We start from the raw sequence: 19,011 nt of genomic DNA, 5'->3' as shown, positions 1-19,011 counted from the left end.
GGTCCGAGTCTGGCGTTACCCGCCCGGGGCCACATCCGCAGTTTCACTGATGTTCCTGCACGGCGCCTCGCTAGCCTCCACGTGTGTACGTGACCGTCCGCCGCGCCGCCCACGAGGACGCCGACGGACTGAGCCGCCTCGCCGCGCTGACCTTCCCGCTGGCGTGCACACCGCAGACGCCCGCCGACTTCCTGGCCGACCACGTCGCCCGCCACCTCGACGCGGCGAGCTTCCGGCGACACCTGTCGGAGCCGTCGACCGTCGTCCTGCTCGCCCAGCAGGGCGCGGGTCGCGACCCGGTCGGCTACGCGATGCTGCTCGCCGGCGAGCCGGCCGACCCCGACGTCGCCGCGGCGATCACCGTGCGCCCGACGATCGCGTTGGAGCGGTGCTACGTGCACCCCGACCACCACGGCACCGGGGTCGCCCGCGAGCTGATGGCCGCGACCCTGGACGAGGCACGTCGCACCGGTGCACGCGGCGTCTGGCTCGGCGTCAGTGAGCAGAACGCGCGCGCCAACGCGTTCTACGCCCGGCATGGCTTCGAGGTCGTCGGCCGGAAGCGGTTCCACATCGGCGAGACGTGGGAGGACGACAACGTCCGCGAGCTCAGGCTCTAGAAGTCGACCTCGCCCACGATCCGCGTGACCGCGTCGCCGTGCACCCACACGTGGTCGCCCTCGGCGACCACGCGCACCCGGCCCTCGCGCCCGATCACACTCCCCTGCCGCGACGTGTACGCCGGCGGCAGCGCGCCCGAGCCGATCAGCCACTGGGCGAGCCCGGCGTTCGCCGAACCGGTCACCGGGTCCTCACCGAAGTCGCGGCCGTCGGCGTAGAACGCCCGGACCTCGACGTCGGCGCCGAGCCCCGCAGCCCGCTCGGGGCTCCACCGGCCGAGCACGGTGACCTTCAGGTCGGTGAACGCCGCGATGTCGGGCACCAGGTCGACCACCGCATCGGCGGTGCCGAGGTCCACACCCACCCACCCGGGGCCATTGTCGATCCACGCCATGTCGCGCACGGCCGACTCGTCCACGGCCAGCGCCGTCACGATCCGGGCCCGCAGGTCGGCCTCGACCGGCCCCGACCGCCTCAGCGGCGGCGCCGCGAAGCCGAGCCCGGGCGAGCGACGTACGTCGACGAGCCCGGCGCCGCACTCCTGCACGACGACGTCCCCGCGCGGCACGCCGCCGGCCTCGAGCCACGCGTGCGCGCTGCCGATGGTCGGGTGGCCGGCGAAGGGCAGCTCACCGCCGGTCGTCCAGATCCGCACCCGGTAGTCGGCGCGGTCGTCGGTCGGCGTGCACAGGAACGTGGTCTCCGAGAGGTTGGTCCACCGGGCGAACCGCGCCATCTCCTCGTCGCTGAGCCCGTCGGCGTCGTGCACGACCGCGAGCGGGTTGCCGAGCCACGGGGTGGCACTGAAGACGTCGACCTGGCGGAAGGGCAGCACCGGCTGATCCAAGCACAGCCTCAGAGGTGCGTGGACCACCGCCGGCCTGCCTCGTCCGCCGCCGCCGAGACGAGTGCGGCGAGCTCCGGCCGGTCAGGCACCGCGAAGGAGACGAAGCCTCCCCGGCCGCCGGCCACTGGACGGCCGTAGGCCTTGGCGGCCAGCGACCCGTCGGGCAGCAGCCGCACGTTGAGGGTCTGGAGCTCGAACTCCTCGCCGCGACGCGAGTCGCGCCAGCGCAGCTCCTCCGGGACCGTCACGTTGATCGCGAGCGCGCTGACCTCGACCACGAGCTCGTCCTCGGGTTCGTCCACGGGCCGATCCTGCCACTCCACCCGCGAGGGAGTGGCAGGACGTCAGTTGACCACCCTGGCGGTGCCGTCGCGGCGCACGAACAGGACGCACTCACCGCTGACCCCGGCACCGTTCGTGTGGCTGATGAGCGCCACACCGGCGCCGCGACCGGGACGGGACCACGCGAGGGTCGCCGACGGCGTCGGCGGTGACCACATGCCCGACATCGGCTTCATCGCGATGTTGAACGTGTGGAGCACGGTGTAGGACTCCAGCCCCGACTGCGCGTCGCCGATCCGCAGGCTGGTCAGCCGCTTGATCCACGGCCGGAACGAGCAGGTCGCGGGCGTCGTGTCCGGGTCGGTGAAGGTGACGAGGGCGCCCGTGTCGTCGTCGGACGACGTGCCGTCGCCGACCACCAGCTGGAGGAGGTACGACCCCGGCTGCGTGCAGTTCAGCGTCGGGGCCAGCCCCGGCGCACTCACGGGCGCCCACGACCAGGGACCGCTGAAGGTGCAGGTCGACAGGTCCCCACCACTCACGACGGTCATCATCCAGTGGATCTCGAGGGCGTCCCCGTCGGGGTCGCTCACGCTCCCGGCGAGCTGGGCGTCGGTCCCGGCGACCACGGTGACGTCTGGCCCCGACTCGGCGACCGGCGGGGCCGCCGCCGCCTCTCCTGCGACGAGCATCGATGCCGCGACGGCGAGGAGCAGGGCCGGGATCGTGCGTCGCCGGCGGGACTGGTTGCGAGTGGACATATGGCACCTCCGAGCCGGGCACCCCCCACGGCTGCCCTGTAGGTAAAGACCTGTGGGTAGAGGAGGTGCCGGCGCGGCGGCTGATACACCCTTTCGGGTGGTTACCCCATGTGGGAGACGATCACGCCCAGGGCCTGGCGGTAGCCGTCGATGCCCTCGCCGGCGATGGTCACCTCGGCATGCGGCTCGATCACGGAGGTGTGCCGGAACTCCTCCGGACGCTGCTTGGGGTCGGAGATGTGCACCTCGACCAGCGGGGCAGTGAGCTGCGCGCAGGCGTCGTACAGCGCGAGCGAGTAGTGCGTCCACGCCCCCGCGTTGAGCACGACGGGCGTGCCGTCGTCGGCCGCGGTGTTGAGCCAGTCGAGCAGCTCGCCCTCGTGGTTGGTCTGTCGCACCTCGACGTCGAGCCCCAGCTCGCTTCCCCACTCGACGCACCGGTGCGCGAGCTCGGCGTGCGTCGTGGTGCCGTAGATCTCCGGCTGCCGGCGGCCCAACCGGCCGAGGTTGGGACCGTTGAGGACGAGCACCTTCGTCATGACGGCAGCGTAGTTGCCCGAGCCGACCGCACCAGCGGGGTGTCCGGCAGGGGCGGCACGCTCCACTCCGCCGGGGGCTGCCACGCGGTCCACTCCTCGTCCAGCGGCCAGTCGCCGCCCTCGACCAGCTCGGCGCGAGCCCACTCGGCCAGTGCCTCGATCTCCGCGGCCTGCTCCGAGGTGAGGCGCCCGACCTCGACCGCCGCCTGGAGCTCGTCGGCGTCCTTGAGCCACAGCGCGCCCGAGGGCTCCAGCCACAGGTCGAGGATCAGGTCGCGCGTGTTGGTCTCGTCGCCCTGCCTGCGGTGCGGCAGCTCGAGGTTGACGTAGTGCCCGGCCAGCGAGCCGTCGTCCTCCCGGAACACCCACACCGACCAGGGTCGGCCCGTCGGGGCGATGCGCAAGATGCCGGCGCCGCGCCAGCGACCCACGGTCGGGACCCGCGCGCCCAGGAACCGCTCGGCCAACGGCCGGTCGCGCAGCGCGACGCCGTCGTCGGGCGCGGAGGACAACAGCTCGGTGTCGGGTGCCAGCCACGCGACGAGCCCGCGCTCGTCGTCGCGCACCACCCGCATCGGGTCGCACCTCGTGCCGTAGCGCCACTGGACGACCGCTCCCGCGTCGAGGAACGTCCCCGCGCCGGCGCGCACCCACGGCCCGTCGTCCTCGGCAGCTCGCAGCGTCGTGAGCGTGTCGAGGTCGACCGCACGCGGCGACGCCGTGCCCACGAGACGCTGCATGGTGCCGCCGGAGTCGGAGATCTGGACGTCGGGTTCGGTCACCCGGCGGAGGCTATCGCCTCGTAGGCCGCGCGGAGGTCATCCTCGCTCGGGCCGGCCAGGATCCGCGGCGCGGCGAGGTCGTCGAGGACGACGAAGCGCAGCTGCGAGCCCCGGGCCTTCTTGTCGACCTTCATCGCGGCGTGCAGGTCGTCGAAGGGGGCACCGTCGTACGTCGTGGGGAGCCCGACGCGCGACAGGGCCGCGCGGTGCCGCCCGACGAGGGCAGGGTCGAGCGACCCGGCGCGAGCGGCCAGCTCGGCGACATAGACGCAGCCGATGGCGACGGCCTCGCCGTGGCGGACCGAGTAGTCGCTCGTGCGCTCGATCGCGTGGGCGAGGGTGTGGCCGTAGTTGAGCACCTCGCGGCCGGGGTGGCCGTCGGCGCCGCCGGTCTCCTTGAGGTCGTCGACCACGACGTCGATCTTGACCCGGATGGCCCGCTCGACCAGCTCGCGCAGCTCGGCGGAGCCGGCGGTGAGGGCCGCGGGGTCGGTGGTCTCGACGATCTCCAGGATGCGGGGGTCGGCGATGAAGCCGCACTTCACGACCTCCCCGAGCCCGGCGACCAGCTCCTCGCGCGGCAGCGACTCCAGCAGGGCGAGGTCGCACAGGACCCCGGCCGGCTCGTGGAAGGCGCCGACGAGGTTCTTGCCCGCACCGGTGTTGATGCCGGTCTTGCCGCCCACTGCCGCGTCGACCATCGCCAGCAGGGTCGTCGGGACGTGCACGACGCGGACGCCGCGCAGCCAGGACGCAGCGACGAAGCCGCCCAGGTCCGTGGTCGCACCGCCGCCCAGGGTGACGACCGCGTCGGAGCGGGTGAAGCCCGCCTCCCCCAGCGCCTCCCAGCAGTCGGCGGCCACCGGGGCGGTCTTCGCGCGCTCCCCGTCGGGGAGGCCGAGGGCCAGCACGTCGTAGTGCTCGACCAGGGAGTCGACGACGGGGTCGGCGAGCGCGCCGAGCGACCCGGCGTAGAGCACGGCGACGCGCTCGACGCTCTCGCCGAGCAGCGCCGGAAGCCGGCCGGCGAGGTCGCGCCCGACCACCACGTCGTACGGCGAGGCACCGCCGACGTGCATCACGGTGTCCGCCGCCTTCGGGGCGCGGGGCGCCGGCTGCTGCGGCCGCTGCTGCCGCTGCTTCCTGGTCTGCCGCTTCGTCATCGCAGCAGCTCCAGGATCTCGCCCGCGACCTCGTCGGGCGTGCGGCCGTCGGTGTCCACGACGTGCGTCGCCACCGACTCGTAGACCGGTGTCCGCTCGTCGAGCAGGGCCTTGATCCGGGCCCGGACGTTGCCGAGCAGGAGCGGCCGGCCCACCCCGAGGCCGACCCGCTTGACTGCGTCGGAGAGCCCGACGCGGAGGAAGACGACAGGCGCACCGGCCAGGAGCACGCGGGTCTGCGGGCGCAGGACGGCGCCGCCACCGAGGGCGAGCACACCGTCGTGCTCGGCCAGGGCGGTCGCGACCGCGGCCGCCTCGAGCTCGCGGAAGTGGTCCTCCCCGGACTCCACGAAGATGTCGGAGATCTCGCGGCCGGTGGCGGCCTCGATGTCGGCGTCGGTGTCGCGCACCGGCAGGTCCCAGGCGCTCCCGAGCAGACCGGCGACGGTCGTCTTGCCGGCCCCCATCGGGCCGACGAGCACCACGCGAGGGCCCATCTCGCCCGTCACCGGAAGCGGAGGGTGTCGAGGTACGACTCGGCGTTGCGCCGGGTCTCGGACACGGAGTCGCCGCCGAACTTCTCGACGACGGCGTCGGCGAGCACGAGGGCGACCATCGCCTCGGCGACGATGCCGGCGGCCGGCACGGCGCAGACGTCGGAGCGCTGGTGGTGGGCGACGGCGGCCTCGCCCGTCGCCACGTCGACGGTGCGCAGCGCCTTGGGCACGGTGGCGATCGGCTTCATCGCAGCGCGCACGCGCAGCACCTCGCCCGTGGACATGCCACCCTCGGTGCCGCCCGAGCGCCCGGACGTGCGGCGCAGGCCCTCGTCGGTCGCCACGATCTCGTCGTGCGCCTGCGACCCGGGGGTGTCGGCGAGGTCGAAGCCGTCGCCGACCTCGACGCCCTTGATCGCCTGGATGCCCATGAGCGCGCCCGCGAGGCGGGCGTCGAGGCGACGGTCCCAGTGCACGTGGGACCCGAGGCCCGGCGGCAGGCCGTGCACGACGACCTCGACGACGCCGCCGAGGGTGTCGCCGTCCTTGTGGGCCTGGTCGATGCGGGCGACCATCGCGGCGCTCGCCCCGGGGTCGAGGCAGCGCACCTCGTCGGCGTCGAGCCGGGCGACGTCGTCGGCCTCGGGCACCAGCCCGGCGGGCGCCTTCACGCCACCCAGCGAGACGACGTGGGAGACGATGCGGGCGCCGACGGCCTGCTCGAGGAAGTTGGAGGCCACCCGGCCTAGCGCGACGCGGGCGGCGGTCTCACGCGCGGAGGCGCGCTCGAGGATCGGGCGCGCCTCGTCGAAGGCGTACTTCTGCATGCCCACGAGGTCGGCGTGACCGGGGCGCGGGCGGGTCAGCGCGGCGTTGCGGGCCAGCGCGTCGAGCTCCACGGGGTCGACCGGGTCGGCCGACATGACCTTCTCCCACTTGGGCCACTCGGTGTTGCCGACCTCGATGGCCACCGGGCCGCCCTGGGTCTCTCCGTGGCGCACGCCACCGAGCACGCGGACCTGGTCCTGCTCGAACTTCATCCGCGCGCCGCGGCCGTAGCCCAGACGACGCCGGGCCAGCGAGTCGGCCAGGTCGTCGGTCGTGACGCGGACGTGGGCGGGCAGCCCCTCGAGGATCGCCACCAGCGAGGGACCGTGGGACTCGCCTGCAGTGAGCCATCGGAGCATGGGGGAAGTCTCTCAGCCCCACAAACCGCCGGCGAGCGCAGTCCCCCAGACGAGACCCACCAGCGCGCCGCCGAGCATGAACGGGCCGTAGGGGAACGGCTTCTTGAGCAGGCTGCGGTCGCGTCGCACGACGGCCAGCGCGACGCCGGGCAGGGCGAAGGACACGAAGCCGATCCAGGCGCCGAGGAGAAGGACCTCGAATCCTTCCCAGCCGAGCACCAGGCCCACGAGGGCGGCCAGCCGCACGTCGCCGAAACCCATGCCGGCCGAGCGGATGAACCACAGCATCCAGAAGAACGACCGCAGACCGACCATCCCGCCCAGCGCCCAGAGCAGGGCCGAGCGCTCCCCCGTCGCCAACCCCGCCACGCTGACGACGGCGAGGGCCGCGAGCGTGGCAGGTACGACGACGACGCGCGGCAGCAGGCGGGTGTGCCAGTCGATGACCGACAGGGCCACGGCGACGGGGGTCAGCGGGAGCAGCCACACCAGCGGCCAGTCGAGGCCGGTGGCCGCGCCGAGCAGGGCGCCGGCGACCGCGGCGACCAGCGCGCTGCGTACGCCGAGCCCGGGCCTCGCCGCGATCTCGGCGTAGCGCGTCTTGGGCGGCTCGTCCGCCGCCGCGTCGGCCTCGGCCTCGGCGTCCGTGTCGGCGTCCGAGTCGCGCTCCCGGGGCGCCGGCTCGGGCACGCGGGCGATGAGCATCGGCACCAGCAGGCCGCCGAGCCCGGCGACGGCACCGAGCAGCGCCGCCCAGAGGGTCTCGTTCATGCCGTGCTCCGCCCGGCGAGCGCCTGCGCGCCTGCGGCCCGCATCGCCCCCAGCGGCGCCGGGCGCCCGGTGAACAGCTCGAACTGCAGGACGGCCTGGTGCACCAGCAGGTCCAGGCCGCCGACGAGCACCCGGTCGGTCGCGGACGCGGCCAGCGGCGTCGGCCACGGGTCGTAGAGCGCCTCGAAGACCACCGGGACGTCCGCGCAACGGGCAACGAGATCGCCGGTCTGCGCGTCGGCGGGGATCGTGGAGACGACGACGTCAGCGGCGAGCGGCTCCGCTACGGCGAGCGGTCCGACGCGGACGTCGACTCCCGAGGGGTGGGCCCGCAGCGCGGCCACGGTCTCCCCGGCCCGCGCCTCGTCGCGGACGAGGAGCTCCACGGAGGTCACGCCGAGGTCGACCAGCGCCAGCCCGACGGAGGTGGCGGTCGCACCGCCGCCGAGGATCGCGGCAGACGCCAGTGGCAGCGACGTACGCTCCCGGATCGCGGCGACGGCGCCCGGGAGGTCGGTGTTGTCACCGACCCGCTCCCCGTCGGCGTCGAGCAGCAGCGTGTTCACCGCACCTGCCGTCCTGGCCCGGTCGGTGAGCCGGTCGACCAGGTCGAGCGCCTCACGCTTGAGCGGCATCGTCAGCGAGAGGCCGCGCCACGAGTCGTCCAGCCCGGACAGGAACGCCGCCAACCCGCCCGCGGGCACCCGGTGGGCGTCGTAGGTCCAGTCCAGGCCGAGCTCGGCGTAGCCGGCCCGGTGCAGCACCGGCGAGAGCGAGTGGGCGATGGGGTCGCCCAGCACGCCGCACCTCAACAACGGTCCGAGGTCTCGCAGTAGGCCTTGTACTCGTCACGCCCCTCGAGGAAGCCGTCGTAGTCCTCGTAGAACTTGGTCTCGCCCGTGGAGAGGTCGACCGTGACGTAGTAGTACCAGTCGCCGTCCTCCGGGTTGGCCGCCGCAGCGATCGCGTCGTCGCCCGGTGCCTCGATCGGCGTCGGGGGCAGGCCGGCGTTGATGCGGGTGTTGTAGGGGGTGTCCTCGGCCAGCTGCTCGGGCGTGAGCTCCGTCGAGCCGGGCGAGAGACCGAGGCCGTAGGCGATCGAGGCGTCGATGCCCAGCGTGCCGTTGGTGCCGCCCTTGTCGCCGGGGCCGTCGAGCCGGTTGTAGATGACGCGCGCGATCTTCGGCATGTCGTCGCCGCGACCCTCCGCCTCGACGAGCGAGGCGATGATCATCAGCTCGGCCGGCGTGTGCCCGAGCTCGGCGGCCTTCTCCTCCAGGCCGGCCTCGTCGGCCGCCTGCTGCCAGCGCGCGACCATCGTCTTGAGGATCCCGGCGGGCTTCATGCCCGGCTTGATCTCGTACGTCGCCGGGAAGAGGTAGCCCTCCGCGTTGCCCTCGGCGTAGTCGGGCAGCCCGAGCTTGTCGGGCTGGTCGAGGGCCCTGTTCCAGGCTTCCTCGGGGAAGTCGGTGTTCTCGGCGAGCGTGGAGACGATCTCGGTCAGGCGCAGGCCCTCGGGGATCGTGACGGTCGGGAAGCCGATGAGGTTGTCGGGGTCGATGAGGACGTCGAGCGCGTCGGCGGCCTTCATCTCCTCCTTGAGCTCGTAGGCGCCCACCTGGATGCCGGCCGAGTCGGGCTCGCCGGCGGCCGCGTCGATGAACGCCTGGACGGACTTCGTGACGCCCTCGGCCTTGAGGTTGCGGCCGATCTGGGCGGTCGTGTCGCCCTCGTTGACGGTGAACTCGACCGAGCCGGTGCCCGGCCCGGGGTAGTCGTCGGGGCCCTGGAACTGGCCGGAGACCCAGTCGACGCCCTTGGTGAGCGCGACGTAGAAGCCGCCCACGAGCACGACGAGCGCGACGAGCACGGCCAGGCACCCCTTGAAGCCGCGGCCCTTTCGCCGCTTGCCCCCCGGGACGTACTCGTAGGCCTCCTCCTGCCGGTCCTCCTCGGGCCCGGCCTCGGGTGCGGCCTCGTGCTCACTCATCTGCTACCTCGACGATCTCTCCCGGTGTCTGCCCGCTCGACCGCTCCGTGTCGAGGGCAGTCTGCAGGATCAGCACAGCGGCTGCCTGGTCCACCACGGCGCGTCTCCTCGCACCGCGCCGACCCTGGTCGCGCAGGATCGACTCGGCCGAGACCGTGGTCAGTCGTTCATCACACAGTCTGACGGGTACGGGCGCAACTCGGCGCGCCACCCGCGCGGCGAACTCGCGCACCTTCTCCGCAGCGGGTCCCTCCGCGCCACTGAGCGAGCGCGGCAGCCCGACGACCACCTCGACCGCCTCGAGCTCGTCGACGAGCTGGGCGAGGCGGCGTACGTCGCCCTTGCCTCGCCGCACCGTCTCGACGGGCGTGGCGAGGAAGCCCGACGGGTCGCTGCTGGCGACGCCGATGCGGGCATCACCCGGGTCGACGCCGAGGCGCACTCCGAACCGCAACGCCGGTCCCGGTCAGCCCTGCACCGCGTGCTTGGCGACCTCGTGGCCGACCAGCGCGAGCGCCTCGTCGATGCGTGAGGCGTCGGTGCCGCCGCCCTGGGCGACGTCGTCCTTGCCACCACCCTTGCCACCGAGGAGCGGACCGACGGCGCGCACGAGCTCGCCCGCGGACAGGCCACGGGCGCGGGCCTCGTCGTTGGTGGCGGCCACGACCGACACCTTCCCGTCCACGTGGCCGATGATCACGACCACGCCCGGCTCACCCTGCGGGAGCCGACCGCGGACGTCCATGGCCAGGTTGCGCACGTCGCCGCCGCCGGCGCCCTCGGCGCGGTGGGCCACGACCTTGACGGGCCCGACCTGCGTCGCACCGGCCGCGAGCTCGGCGCTGGCGCCCAGCAGCTGGGCGAGCCGGGCCCTCTCCAGCTCCTTCTCAGCCGCCTTGAGGCGCTCCATGAGGCCCTGCACTCGGCTGACCAGGTCGTCGGGCTGCGTCTTGAGCAGGCCGGTGAGCTGGGCGACCACGTCGCGCTCGCGGGCGAGGTAGCCGAAGCCCTCGACGCCGGTGAGCGCCTCGATGCGACGGTTGCCCGAGCCGACGCTGGTCTCCCCCGTCACCACGACGGTGCCGATCTGCGAGGAGTGGTCCACGTGCGTGCCGCCGCACAGCTCGCGCGACCACGGACCGCCGATCTCCACGACGCGCACCTTGGTGTTGTCGTAGGTCTCGCCGAAGAGCGCGATCGCACCCCAGTCCTTGGCCTGCTCGAGGGTCATGTAGTCCCACGACACGGCGAGGTCGGCGCGCAGCGCCTGCTGGGAGACGAGCTCGATGTCGCGGACCTGCTCGGGGCTCAGCGCCTGCGTCCAGCCGAAGTCGAGGCGGAGGTAGCCGGGCCGGTTGTAGGAGCCCGACTGCAGTGCGGTGGGGCCGAGCACCTCGCGCAGCGCGGCGTGCACGACGTGGGTGCCGGAGTGCGCCTGGCGGGCGCCGGTGCGCCACTCGGGGTCGACGCGGGCGTGCACGAGCCCCGACGGGTCCAGCTCGCCGTCGAGGACCCGGACCTGGTGCACGACCAGGCCCTTCACCGGGCGCTGGACGTCGATGACCTCGAGCTGGCCGCCGTCGAAGAGGATCGTGCCGGCGTCGGCCACCTGGCCGCCGGACTCGGCGTAGAACGGCGTGCGGTCTAGCACGAGCTCGCCGATCTCGCCCTGGGCCAGGCGCGGCACCGCGGCACCGCCGCTGAGCAGGGCGAGCGGCCGCGACTCGGTCTCGAGGGTCTCGTAGGCCAGCCACTCGGTGGGACCGAACTCGTCGAAGATCCCGCGGTAGACCGCGGTGTCGCCGTGCGCGCCCTTCTTGGCCCGCGCGTCGGCCTTGGCGCGCTCGCGCTGCTCGGCCATCAGGCTGCGGAAGCCCTGCTCGTCGACCTGCAGGCCCTGCTCGGCAGCCATCTCCAGGGTGAGGTCGATCGGGAAGCCGTAGGTGTCGTGGAGCGCGAAGGCACGCTCACCGGACAGCGTCGAGCCGCCGGTCCGCTTCACCTCGCCCGCCGCGGTGTCGAAGATCTGGGTGCCGGCCTGGAGGGTCTTGCGGAACGCGTCCTCCTCGGCGTACGCCACCTGCGAGATGCGCGCCCAGTCGGTGACCAGGTTGTCGTAGGTCTCCCCCATCTTGTCGCGGGAGACCGGCATCAGCTCGGGCAGCACCCGGTCCTCGCACCCGAGCAGACGCATCGAGCGGACCGCACGACGCAGGAGCCGTCGCAGGACGTAGCCGCGGCCGTCGTTGCCCGGCGTGACGCCGTCGCCGATGAGCATCATCGAGGAGCGGACGTGGTCGGCCACGACGCGGAACCGCACGTCGTCGTCGTGGTTGTCGCCGTACTTCTTGCCGGTGAGCTCCTGGGCCTTCTCGATCACGGGGAAGACCACGTCGATCTCGTACATGTTCTGCTTGCCCTGGAGCAGGAAGGCCACCCGGTCCAGGCCCATGCCGGTGTCGATGTTCTTCTTGGGCAGCGAGCCGGCGATGTCGAAGTCCGACTTCGAGCGGACCGCGCTGAGCTCGTCCTGCATGAAGACAAGGTTCCAGATCTCCAGGAGCCGGTCCTCGAGCTCGACGGGCATGTCCGGACCGAGCGTGGCGGGATCGAAGTCAGGTCCCCACTCGGGCCCGCGGTCGTAGAGGATCTCCGAGCACGGGCCGCCGGGACCGGGCACCCCCATCGACCAGTAGTTCTCCTTGGGGCCGAGCTGGACGATCCGCTCGCGAGGCAGGCCGGTGACCGTCATCCAGTGGCCGATGGCCTCCTCGTCGCCGACGAGCACCGACGGGTAGAGGCGGTCCTTCTCCAGGCCGTAGCCCCCGTCCTCGACCGGCTTGGTGATCAGGTCCCAGGCCAGCTCGATGGCGCCCTGCTTGAAGTAGTCGCCGAAGGAGAAGTTGCCGCACATCTCGAAGAACGTGCCGTGCCTGGTGGTCTTGCCGACGTCCTCGATGTCGGGGGTGCGCACGCACTTCTGGATGCTGGTGGCGCGGTCGTAGGGAGGCGTCTCCTGCCCCAGGAAGTAGGGCTTGAACGGCACCATGCCGGCCGGCACGAACAGCAGGTTCGGGTCGTCGGCGAGCAGCGAGGCGGAAGGCACCACGGCGTGTCCGGCGGCCTCGAAGTGCGCGAGGAAGCGGCGGCGGATCTCGGCAGTGTCCATCAGGTGTCCTTCATCTCTTCGGTTGTTGAGGTGCGAGCGGAGCGAGCCTCGAAACCACGCTCCAGCTCCGGTAGTCCATGGGGCCTCAGCCCGAGCTGCTCCCGCAACTCGGTTTCGCGCTCGGCGCGGCCCTGGTGCACCTCCTCGGCGAAGAGACGCGCGCCGACCTGCCAGCCGCGGAGGCGGTCGCGCAGGCCGTCCGCGGTGAGGGCCTCGGCGGCACGGCGGGCGCGGGCAGCGGCGTACACACCGACCCCCGCCCCGGCGACGAACCAGAGTGGGCGACCCATCAGGCGACGTCCTCCCCGAGGTCACTGCTCGGGCCACGACCGAGGTCGGCACGCTCGCGCGCGCGGAACTCGCGCAGGGCCTGCTTCATCTCCGCGCGGCGCTCGCGACCGGCGCGCCGGGTCTCCTGACGGACCTCGAAGCGGATCCGGTTGCGGCTCTCCGGTGAGAGCGCCCGGCGCAGCCCGGCGGTCCAGGAGGCCGCCTTGACCACTGTCTCGCGCGCGACGATGTCGGCGAAGAGCCGGCCGTCGATGTCATGGGCGACCGGCACGGGCTCGGGGGCCTCGGTCGAGCCCAGGTGGGTGATGACGAAGGTGCTGACCTCGTCGTCGGCCGCGGGCCGCGGGGCGTCGGCCACCGGCGACTCCAGGACGCCGACGCGGAGCGCCAGCTGCTCCACAAGCGCCTCGGCCCGGGTGGCGCGGCGCTGCGCGCGCAGCGCGACGAGCAGCGCCACGAGCGCCACCACGCCGGCGCCAGCCAGCCCCATCTGCTCCGAAGTCACGCAGCCACCCTATAAGCCGGACGAATCACGGCACGACGTAGAGGTCCTTGTAGTTGGGCGTCCCCAGCGAGCCGTCCCCCGTCGGGTTGCCGATGCGGGAGCCGAAGGAGAACAGCTGGTTGACGTAGCCGGTCGGCACGACGGGGAAGTAGTCCTTCATGATCGACTCGTCGAGGGCACCCCAGGCGGCGGCCTGGTCGCCGACCGGGAGCGATGCGATGGCGTCCATCGCGTCGTCGACGGATGGCTCGGCGAAGTGCGCGGTGTTGAAGGCGGCACCACTGCGCAGCAGCGGCGGCAGCATGGCTGCCCCTGCCGGCCAGATCGGGCACCAGCTGACACCCCGGACGTTCAGTGCCCGGTTCACCTCGTTGTCTGGATCGAGCCACACGGTGTAGGGCGAGGCCTGCAGCGGGATGGCTCTGACCTCGAACCCGGAGGCCTCGAACCCCGCCGTGACCTGCGTCTGGGCGTCCGACGCCGAGGGGTCGAGCGCGTTGTAGGCCATGGTGATGGGGTACGGCCTGTCGGTGCCGTAGCCGGCCTCGGCGAGGAGCCTGCGGGCAGTCGCAGGGTCGTAGGTGACCTGCCGGTCGTCGAGGCGGACGTCGCGCCGCCCTGACATGCCTCGGGACAGCAGCGAGTCGGCGGGGACGCGCGTGACGCCCGGGACCTCGCCGCTCGCGATCCAGACGTCCTCGTAGGGGTAGGCGTACGCGAGTGCCTTGCGGACCCGGACGTCGCTGATCTCGGTGTAGTCGGGGGTCAGTGTCGTCACACACTGCGTGGCCTGGAGGACCAGACGGTCGCCCAGCCGGGCGTCGGCCTCGACGTAGCGGTCCGAGGTGAGTGACGTCGACAGCGCGGCCTCGCTTCTCGGACCCCCGGACAGCATGATCTCGTCGACCTTCGCCTGGTCCTGGTCGAACTCGAAGACGAACTCGTCGGCGTACTGGTGACGGGCGGGGTCGGAGCGTGCGTCCCATGCGTCGTTCCTCACGAGCACCAACCGCTCCGCCGGCTCCCAGCGGGCCACCTTGTAGGGGCCGTTGGAGAGGGGGCGCTGGCTGTAGCGCGACGGCTCGGACACCTCGCCCGTCGGGACCGCGCCCATCGCCATCACCGACCCGAGGTAGTCCATCTCCGGGAACGGCCTGGACATCTCGAGGGTGACGTCCTGACCGACCACCGAGATCCCGGGGTAGTCGTGGCAGAGCGGGTCGTCGCCCGTGTAGGGGCCGTCGTAGTCGTCCGCGCCCGCGAAGTACGTCTTGGCGTACTCCGTCCCGGGTCCCGACGGAAAGGTCTTGGCGTCGAGCGAGCGGCAGATCCCGAACGCGACCTCCTCGGCTGTGACGGGGCTGCCGTCCTCCCAGGTCGCGTCGTCGCGGATCGTGAACGTCCACCGGGTGAAGTCTTCGTTGTGCCTTCCGAGGTCGGTTGCGAGGTCCGGCACAAGGACCGGCTGCCCGTCGTCGCCGCGGGCGTACTGCGTCAGCGAGCGGCTGACGAGCGCTTGCTGGATCGAGTTGCCGCTGACGGACCAGCCGCCCGTCGGGTCGAGCGTGTCGGGCCCCGGAGCGCCCGGGAGGTAGACCGTGATGGTCCCGCCGGTGACGGCACCGGGGACCTCGGCGGCCGGCCCCACCCGTGCAGGGTCCTTGGTCGGCGCCTGGGCCTCAGCGTAGGTCCGGCCCGCGTCGCGCACGCGCGGCGCCGGGGCCCGTCCGTCGCACGCGACGAGCGCGAGCAGCGCGACACCGGTGACCAGCGCAGCGACCGCGTGCGGCCTCACGTCGTCGAGCCGCGCACGATGCGGCGGATCCGATCCCAGCGCTCCTTGACCGACGCCTCGGCTCCCAGCGCAGTGGGGCGGTAGTACTCCGCGTCCTGGAGCTGGTCGGGGGCGTACTGCTGCTCCGCCACGCCGAAGGGCTCGTCGTGGGGGTAGGCGTAGCCCTTGCCGTGGCCGAGGTCCTTCGCGCCGCCGTAATGGGCGTCGCGCAGGTGCGGCGGCACCTGGCCGATCTTGCCGGCCCGGACGTCGGCGATGGCCGCGTCGATGGCGGTGATCACGGCGTTGGACTTGGGCGCCACCGCGAGGTGGATGGTGGCCTGGGCGAGGTTGATCCGCGCCTCGGGCATGCCGATGAGCTGGACGGCCTGGGCAGCCGCCACCGCCGCCTGGAGCGCGGTCGGGTCGGCCAGCCCGATGTCCTCGCTGGCGTGGACCACCAGCCGGCGGGCGATGAAGCGCGGGTCCTCCCCCGCCTCGATCATCCGGGCCAGGTAGTGCAGCGCGGCGTCAGCGTCGGAGCCGCGGATCGACTTGATGAAGGCGCTGATCACGTCGTAGTGCTGGTCGCCCTGCCGGTCGTAGCGCACCGCCGCCTGGTCCACCGCGGTCTCCGCGGTCGCCAGGTCGATGGTGTCGAGCCCGTTGCTCGCCGCGGCGCCGGCGGCGGCCTCGAGGTAGGTCAGCGCACGTCGCGCGTCGCCCCCGGCAAGGCGTACGAGGTGGGCCCTGGCGTCGTCGTTCAGGCCGGTCTCCCCCGCCAGGCCGCGCTCGTCGGCCAGCGCGAGGTCGATCACCTCGGCGACGTCGTCATCGGTGAGCGACTGGAGCCGCAACAGCAGGCTGCGCGAGAGCAGCGGGCTGATCACCGAGAAGAAGGGGTTCTCGGTCGTCGCGGCGATGAGGGTGACCCAGCGGTTCTCCACGCCGGGCAGCAGCGCGTCCTGCTGTGCCTTGGTGAAGCGGTGCACCTCGTCGACGAACAGCACCGTCTCCTGGCCGCCGCGGGCGAGCTCGGCGCGCGCCCCGTCGATCGCCGCGCGCACCTCCTTCACCCCGGCGGCGACCGCCGACACCTCGACGAACCGGCGCCGGGTCTGCTGGCTGACGATCGCGGCGATGGTGGTCTTGCCGGTGCCCGGCGGTCCCCACAGCAGCAGCGACATGGACTGGTCGCCCTCGATCAGCCGCCGCAGCGGCGACCCGGCGGCACGCAGCTGCTGCTGGCCCACGAGCTCGTCGATCGTGCGCGGCCGCATGCGTACGGCGAGCGGCGCCGAGGCGTGCGTGTTGGCCCCGAGCGACCCGCCACCGGGGACGCCTCCGGACATGGATCCGGGCGCGGGTTGCCCCGCGCCCGGAATCTCGAACAAGCCGTCCACGTGTGAGGTCAGGCCCCCGCGGTCTGCTTGGTCTTCAGGTCGTACCAGGTCTTCTCGTAGCCCGGACCCGTGAGCTGGTGGCTCGGGGTCGCGCCGGGCACCGGGGTGCCCTGGTCGTCGACGCCCAGCAGGTCGGTCGTGACGGGCGTGGCCGGGTGGGCACCCAGCTCGCCGGCGAAGTGGCAGGCGACCTTGTGGCGCGAGCCGATCTGCAGCAGCGGCGGCTCCACCTTGGCGCAGATCTCCTGGGCGAACTGGCACCGCGTGCGGAAGCGGCAGCCCGACGGCGGGTTGATCGGGCTCGGCACGTCGCCTTCGAGGCGGATGCGCTCGCGACGACCACCGACCGCGGCCTGCTTCACGTCGGGCACCGCGGAGAGCAGGGCCTGCGTGTAGGGGTGGTGCGGACGGCCGTAGATCGTCTCGCGGTCACCGATCTCCACGATCTTGCCGAGGTACATCACGGCGATCTCGGGGCAGAAGTGGCGCACGATGGCCAGGTCGTGGGCGATGAAGAGGAACGCCACGTCGAACTCGGACTGGATGTCCTGGAGCAGGTTGATCACCTGCGCCTGGATCGAGACGTCCAGGGCCGAGACCGGCTCGTCCGCGACGAGCACCTTCGGGTTGAGCGTCAGCGCCCGGGCGATGCCGATGCGCTGGCGCTGTCCGCCGGAGAACTCGTTGGGGTAGCGGTTGTAGTGCTCGGGGTTGAGGCCGACGACCTCCAGCAGCTCCTGGACCCGCTTGAGGACCTGGTTCTTCGGGACGATCTTGTGCACCTCGAGCGGTGCGCCCACGATCGTGCCGACCGTGTGGCGCGGGTTCAGCGAGGTGTAGGGGTCCTGGAAGATCATCTGCACGTCGCGGCGCAGCGGCTTCATCTCGCGGTTGGACAGCTTGGCGAGGTCGTGGCCGTCGAACATCATCGAGCCGCCGGTCGGCTTGTAGAGCCGGGTGATCAGGCGACCGGTCGTCGACTTGCCGCAGCCGGACTCGCCGACGAGGCCGAGCGAGCCGCCCTTGGGCACCTCGAAGGAGATGCCGTCGACGGCCTGCACGTGGCCGATGGTGCGGCGCACGACGCCCGAGGACTTCACCGGGAAGTACATCTTCAGGTTGTCGACCGTGAGCACCGGTGGCGCGTCGGGGTCGAGCTCGGAGGCGAGGTGGCCCATCTCCGCCACGGTGGCGAAGTCGAGGCCCTCCCCGAGGGCCTCGTGGTCGGCGGTGACGTCGTGGTCGTCGTGGAGCACGCGCTCGCCGGTCTCGGCCGCGTTGGCGCCGACCTCGGTCGGCTCGATCTCCGCGCGGCTGTTGGGGTCCTGGGTCATCGGGTCTCCTCGACGAGGTCGGGGGCGATCTCGGGCAGCACCTCGGTCTCGTAGACCGACACGGGGTCGGCGAGGTGGCAGCGCTTGAGGTGCGCCGTGCCCGAGCTGGCCGGCAGCAGCTCGGGGAGCTCGGTGACGCACAGGTCGCCGGGGACCTTGTCGGAGTGCACGCACCGGGGGTGGAAGGAACAGCCCGACGGCGGCCGCAGCAGGCTGGGCGGGTTGCCGGGGATCGGGATCAGGCGGGCGTCGGTGGACGCGGTGACGTCGGGGATGCTGGACAGCAGGCCCCACGTGTAGGGCATCTCCGGCGTGGTGAGGATCTGCTTGGCCGTGCCGTACTCGACGCAGCGACCGGCGTACATCACCAGCACGTCGTCGGCCATCTCCGCGATGACGCCGAGGTCGTGGGTGATGATGATGACGGCCGAGTTGAACTCGCGCTGCAGGTCCTGGAGCAGGTCGAGGATCTGCGCCTGCACCGTCACGTCGAGCGCGGTGGTCGGCTCGTCGGCGATCAGCAGGGACGGGTCGTTGATCAGGCCCATCGCGATCATCGCGCGCTGGCGCATGCCGCCGGAGAACTGGTGCGGGAAGTCGTCCACGCGCCGGTCGGGCTGCGGAATCCCGACCCGGTCGAGCATCTCGATCGCCTTGCGGCGGGCGTCGCGCTTGGAGGCAGTCGAGTGGTGGACCAGGTAGGCCTCCTCGAGCTGCGCACCGATCTTGTAGAAGGGGTGCAGCGCGGCCAGGGCGTCCTGGAAGATCATCGCCATCGCGTTGCCCCGCAGGCCACGCATGCGCGACTCGCTCAGGCCGACGACCTCGGTGCCGCCCACGCGGATCGAGCCGGAGATCTTGGCCGACTTGGTGTCGTGCAGGCCCATCACGGCCATGCTCGAGACCGACTTGCCGGACCCGGACTCGCCGACGATGCCGAGGGTCTTGCCCCTCTCGACCGAGTACGACAGCCCCTGGACCGCGGTGACGGGGCCGTCCTGGGTCGGGAAGGTGACCTTCAGGTCCTCGACCTGGAGGAACGGACCCTCGAACGTCTCACGCTCGGCGGCGGACGACTGGGTCATGGGAACGCTG

20 protein-coding genes are annotated in these 19,011 nt (G+C 72.4%); 1 reads left to right on the top strand and 19 read right to left on the bottom strand.

All coding sequences use genetic code 11. The features are described from left to right. The first annotated feature begins 83 nt into the window (after positions 1 to 83). Positions 84 to 620 (top strand): N-acetyltransferase family protein, encoded by a 537-nt coding sequence (locus tag ACE3QY_RS14545; protein ID WP_374456734.1) that lies wholly within the window; start codon positions 84 to 86, stop codon positions 618 to 620. Here the strand turns inward: ACE3QY_RS14545 and ACE3QY_RS14540 are convergent. The 19 genes from ACE3QY_RS14540 to ACE3QY_RS14450 form a co-directional block, all read right to left on the bottom strand. After that, positions 617 to 1,456, bottom strand: a complete 840-nt coding sequence (locus tag ACE3QY_RS14540) for a PhzF family phenazine biosynthesis protein (protein WP_374456733.1) — start codon at positions 1,454 to 1,456, stop codon at positions 617 to 619. The two genes, ACE3QY_RS14545 and ACE3QY_RS14540, sit on opposite strands and share 4 nt — an antisense overlap. Positions 1,457 to 1,476: 20 nt before the next feature. Further along, positions 1,477 to 1,770, bottom strand: a complete 294-nt coding sequence (locus tag ACE3QY_RS14535; protein WP_374456732.1) for a hypothetical protein — start codon at positions 1,768 to 1,770, stop codon at positions 1,477 to 1,479. A gap of 42 nt (positions 1,771 to 1,812) precedes the next feature. Further along, on the bottom strand, positions 1,813 to 2,511 hold the full coding sequence (locus ACE3QY_RS14530; protein ID WP_374456731.1) for a hypothetical protein: 699 nt from the start codon (positions 2,509 to 2,511) through the stop codon (positions 1,813 to 1,815). Between the two features lie 101 nt (positions 2,512 to 2,612). Continuing rightward, positions 2,613 to 3,050, bottom strand: coding sequence for a type II 3-dehydroquinate dehydratase (locus ACE3QY_RS14525; RefSeq protein ID WP_374456730.1), 438 nt, complete (start codon positions 3,048 to 3,050; stop codon positions 2,613 to 2,615). Beyond that, the gene (locus ACE3QY_RS14520; RefSeq protein ID WP_374456729.1) at positions 3,047 to 3,832 is read right to left on the bottom strand and encodes a DUF402 domain-containing protein; all 786 of its coding nucleotides are present in this window, start codon (positions 3,830 to 3,832) and stop codon (positions 3,047 to 3,049) included. Before ACE3QY_RS14520 ends, ACE3QY_RS14525 begins: the two co-directional genes overlap by 4 nt. After that, entirely contained in the window at positions 3,829 to 4,911 is a 1,083-nt protein-coding gene (gene aroB / locus ACE3QY_RS14515) for a 3-dehydroquinate synthase (protein WP_374456800.1), read from the bottom strand. Before aroB ends, ACE3QY_RS14520 begins: the two co-directional genes overlap by 4 nt. 80 nt (positions 4,912 to 4,991) lie before the next feature. Beyond that, the gene (locus ACE3QY_RS14510; protein WP_374456728.1) at positions 4,992 to 5,504 is read right to left on the bottom strand and encodes a shikimate kinase; all 513 of its coding nucleotides are present in this window, start codon (positions 5,502 to 5,504) and stop codon (positions 4,992 to 4,994) included. After that, positions 5,501 to 6,679: a chorismate synthase gene (gene aroC, locus ACE3QY_RS14505; protein WP_374456727.1), complete on the bottom strand. Its 1,179-nt coding sequence runs from the start codon at positions 6,677 to 6,679 to the stop codon at positions 5,501 to 5,503. Before aroC ends, ACE3QY_RS14510 begins: the two co-directional genes overlap by 4 nt. Positions 6,680 to 6,691: 12 nt before the next feature. Then, positions 6,692 to 7,450, bottom strand: coding sequence for a prepilin peptidase (locus ACE3QY_RS14500; protein WP_374456726.1), 759 nt, complete (start codon positions 7,448 to 7,450; stop codon positions 6,692 to 6,694). Next, positions 7,447 to 8,250, bottom strand: a complete 804-nt coding sequence (locus ACE3QY_RS14495; protein ID WP_374456725.1) for a shikimate dehydrogenase — start codon at positions 8,248 to 8,250, stop codon at positions 7,447 to 7,449. The genes ACE3QY_RS14500 and ACE3QY_RS14495 overlap by 4 nt, the downstream gene beginning before the upstream one ends. An 8-nt stretch (positions 8,251 to 8,258) precedes the next feature. Continuing rightward, positions 8,259 to 9,440, bottom strand: a complete 1,182-nt coding sequence (gene mltG / locus ACE3QY_RS14490) for an endolytic transglycosylase MltG (RefSeq protein ID WP_374456724.1) — start codon at positions 9,438 to 9,440, stop codon at positions 8,259 to 8,261. Continuing rightward, the gene (ruvX, locus tag ACE3QY_RS14485; RefSeq protein WP_374456723.1) at positions 9,433 to 9,894 is read right to left on the bottom strand and encodes a Holliday junction resolvase RuvX; all 462 of its coding nucleotides are present in this window, start codon (positions 9,892 to 9,894) and stop codon (positions 9,433 to 9,435) included. The genes mltG and ruvX overlap by 8 nt, the downstream gene beginning before the upstream one ends. Positions 9,895 to 9,906: 12 nt before the next feature. Next, positions 9,907 to 12,609 (bottom strand): alanine--tRNA ligase, encoded by a 2,703-nt coding sequence (alaS, locus tag ACE3QY_RS14480; protein WP_374456722.1) that lies wholly within the window; start codon positions 12,607 to 12,609, stop codon positions 9,907 to 9,909. Continuing rightward, positions 12,609 to 12,899: a DUF6167 family protein gene (locus ACE3QY_RS14475; RefSeq protein WP_374456721.1), complete on the bottom strand. Its 291-nt coding sequence runs from the start codon at positions 12,897 to 12,899 to the stop codon at positions 12,609 to 12,611. Before ACE3QY_RS14475 ends, alaS begins: the two co-directional genes overlap by 1 nt. Further along, positions 12,899 to 13,405: a hypothetical protein gene (locus ACE3QY_RS14470; protein ID WP_374456720.1), complete on the bottom strand. Its 507-nt coding sequence runs from the start codon at positions 13,403 to 13,405 to the stop codon at positions 12,899 to 12,901. Before ACE3QY_RS14470 ends, ACE3QY_RS14475 begins: the two co-directional genes overlap by 1 nt. 25 nt (positions 13,406 to 13,430) lie before the next feature. After that, on the bottom strand, positions 13,431 to 15,200 hold the full coding sequence (locus ACE3QY_RS14465; protein WP_374456719.1) for an ABC transporter substrate-binding protein: 1,770 nt from the start codon (positions 15,198 to 15,200) through the stop codon (positions 13,431 to 13,433). Further along, the gene (locus ACE3QY_RS14460) at positions 15,197 to 16,531 is read right to left on the bottom strand and encodes a replication-associated recombination protein A (RefSeq protein WP_374456718.1); all 1,335 of its coding nucleotides are present in this window, start codon (positions 16,529 to 16,531) and stop codon (positions 15,197 to 15,199) included. The genes ACE3QY_RS14465 and ACE3QY_RS14460 overlap by 4 nt, the downstream gene beginning before the upstream one ends. A gap of 59 nt (positions 16,532 to 16,590) precedes the next feature. Then, positions 16,591 to 17,760, bottom strand: coding sequence for an ABC transporter ATP-binding protein (locus ACE3QY_RS14455; protein ID WP_374456799.1), 1,170 nt, complete (start codon positions 17,758 to 17,760; stop codon positions 16,591 to 16,593). A 152-nt stretch (positions 17,761 to 17,912) separates the two neighbouring features. Beyond that, positions 17,913 to 19,001, bottom strand: coding sequence for an ABC transporter ATP-binding protein (locus ACE3QY_RS14450; protein ID WP_374456798.1), 1,089 nt, complete (start codon positions 18,999 to 19,001; stop codon positions 17,913 to 17,915). Between the last annotated feature and the right edge of the window lie 10 nt (positions 19,002 to 19,011).

Source organism: Nocardioides sp. (assembly GCF_041913365.1).
Lineage (GTDB): Bacteria > Actinomycetota > Actinomycetes > Propionibacteriales > Nocardioidaceae > Nocardioides.
This window is presented reverse-complemented; position numbering and strand designations above follow the sequence as displayed.

Coding starts and splice junctions, on each gene's coding strand:
- ACE3QY_RS14455 (WP_374456799.1), bottom strand. CDS start 17,760: ATGGGCCACCTCGCCTCCGAGCTCGACCCCGACGCGCCACCGGTGCTC.
- ACE3QY_RS14525 (WP_374456730.1), bottom strand. CDS start 3,050: ATGACGAAGGTGCTCGTCCTCAACGGTCCCAACCTCGGCCGGTTGGGC.
- alaS (WP_374456722.1), bottom strand. CDS start 12,609: ATGGACACTGCCGAGATCCGCCGCCGCTTCCTCGCGCACTTCGAGGCC.
- ACE3QY_RS14530 (WP_374456731.1), bottom strand. CDS start 2,511: ATGTCCACTCGCAACCAGTCCCGCCGGCGACGCACGATCCCGGCCCTG.
- ACE3QY_RS14475 (WP_374456721.1), bottom strand. CDS start 12,899: ATGGGTCGCCCACTCTGGTTCGTCGCCGGGGCGGGGGTCGGTGTGTAC.
- aroC (WP_374456727.1), bottom strand. CDS start 6,679: ATGCTCCGATGGCTCACTGCAGGCGAGTCCCACGGTCCCTCGCTGGTG.
- aroB (WP_374456800.1), bottom strand. CDS start 4,911: ATGCACGTCGGCGGTGCCTCGCCGTACGACGTGGTGGTCGGGCGCGAC.
- mltG (WP_374456724.1), bottom strand. CDS start 9,440: ATGAGTGAGCACGAGGCCGCACCCGAGGCCGGGCCCGAGGAGGACCGG.
- ACE3QY_RS14500 (WP_374456726.1), bottom strand. CDS start 7,450: ATGAACGAGACCCTCTGGGCGGCGCTGCTCGGTGCCGTCGCCGGGCTC.
- ACE3QY_RS14450 (WP_374456798.1), bottom strand. CDS start 19,001: ATGACCCAGTCGTCCGCCGCCGAGCGTGAGACGTTCGAGGGTCCGTTC.
- ACE3QY_RS14460 (WP_374456718.1), bottom strand. CDS start 16,531: ATGTCCGGAGGCGTCCCCGGTGGCGGGTCGCTCGGGGCCAACACGCAC.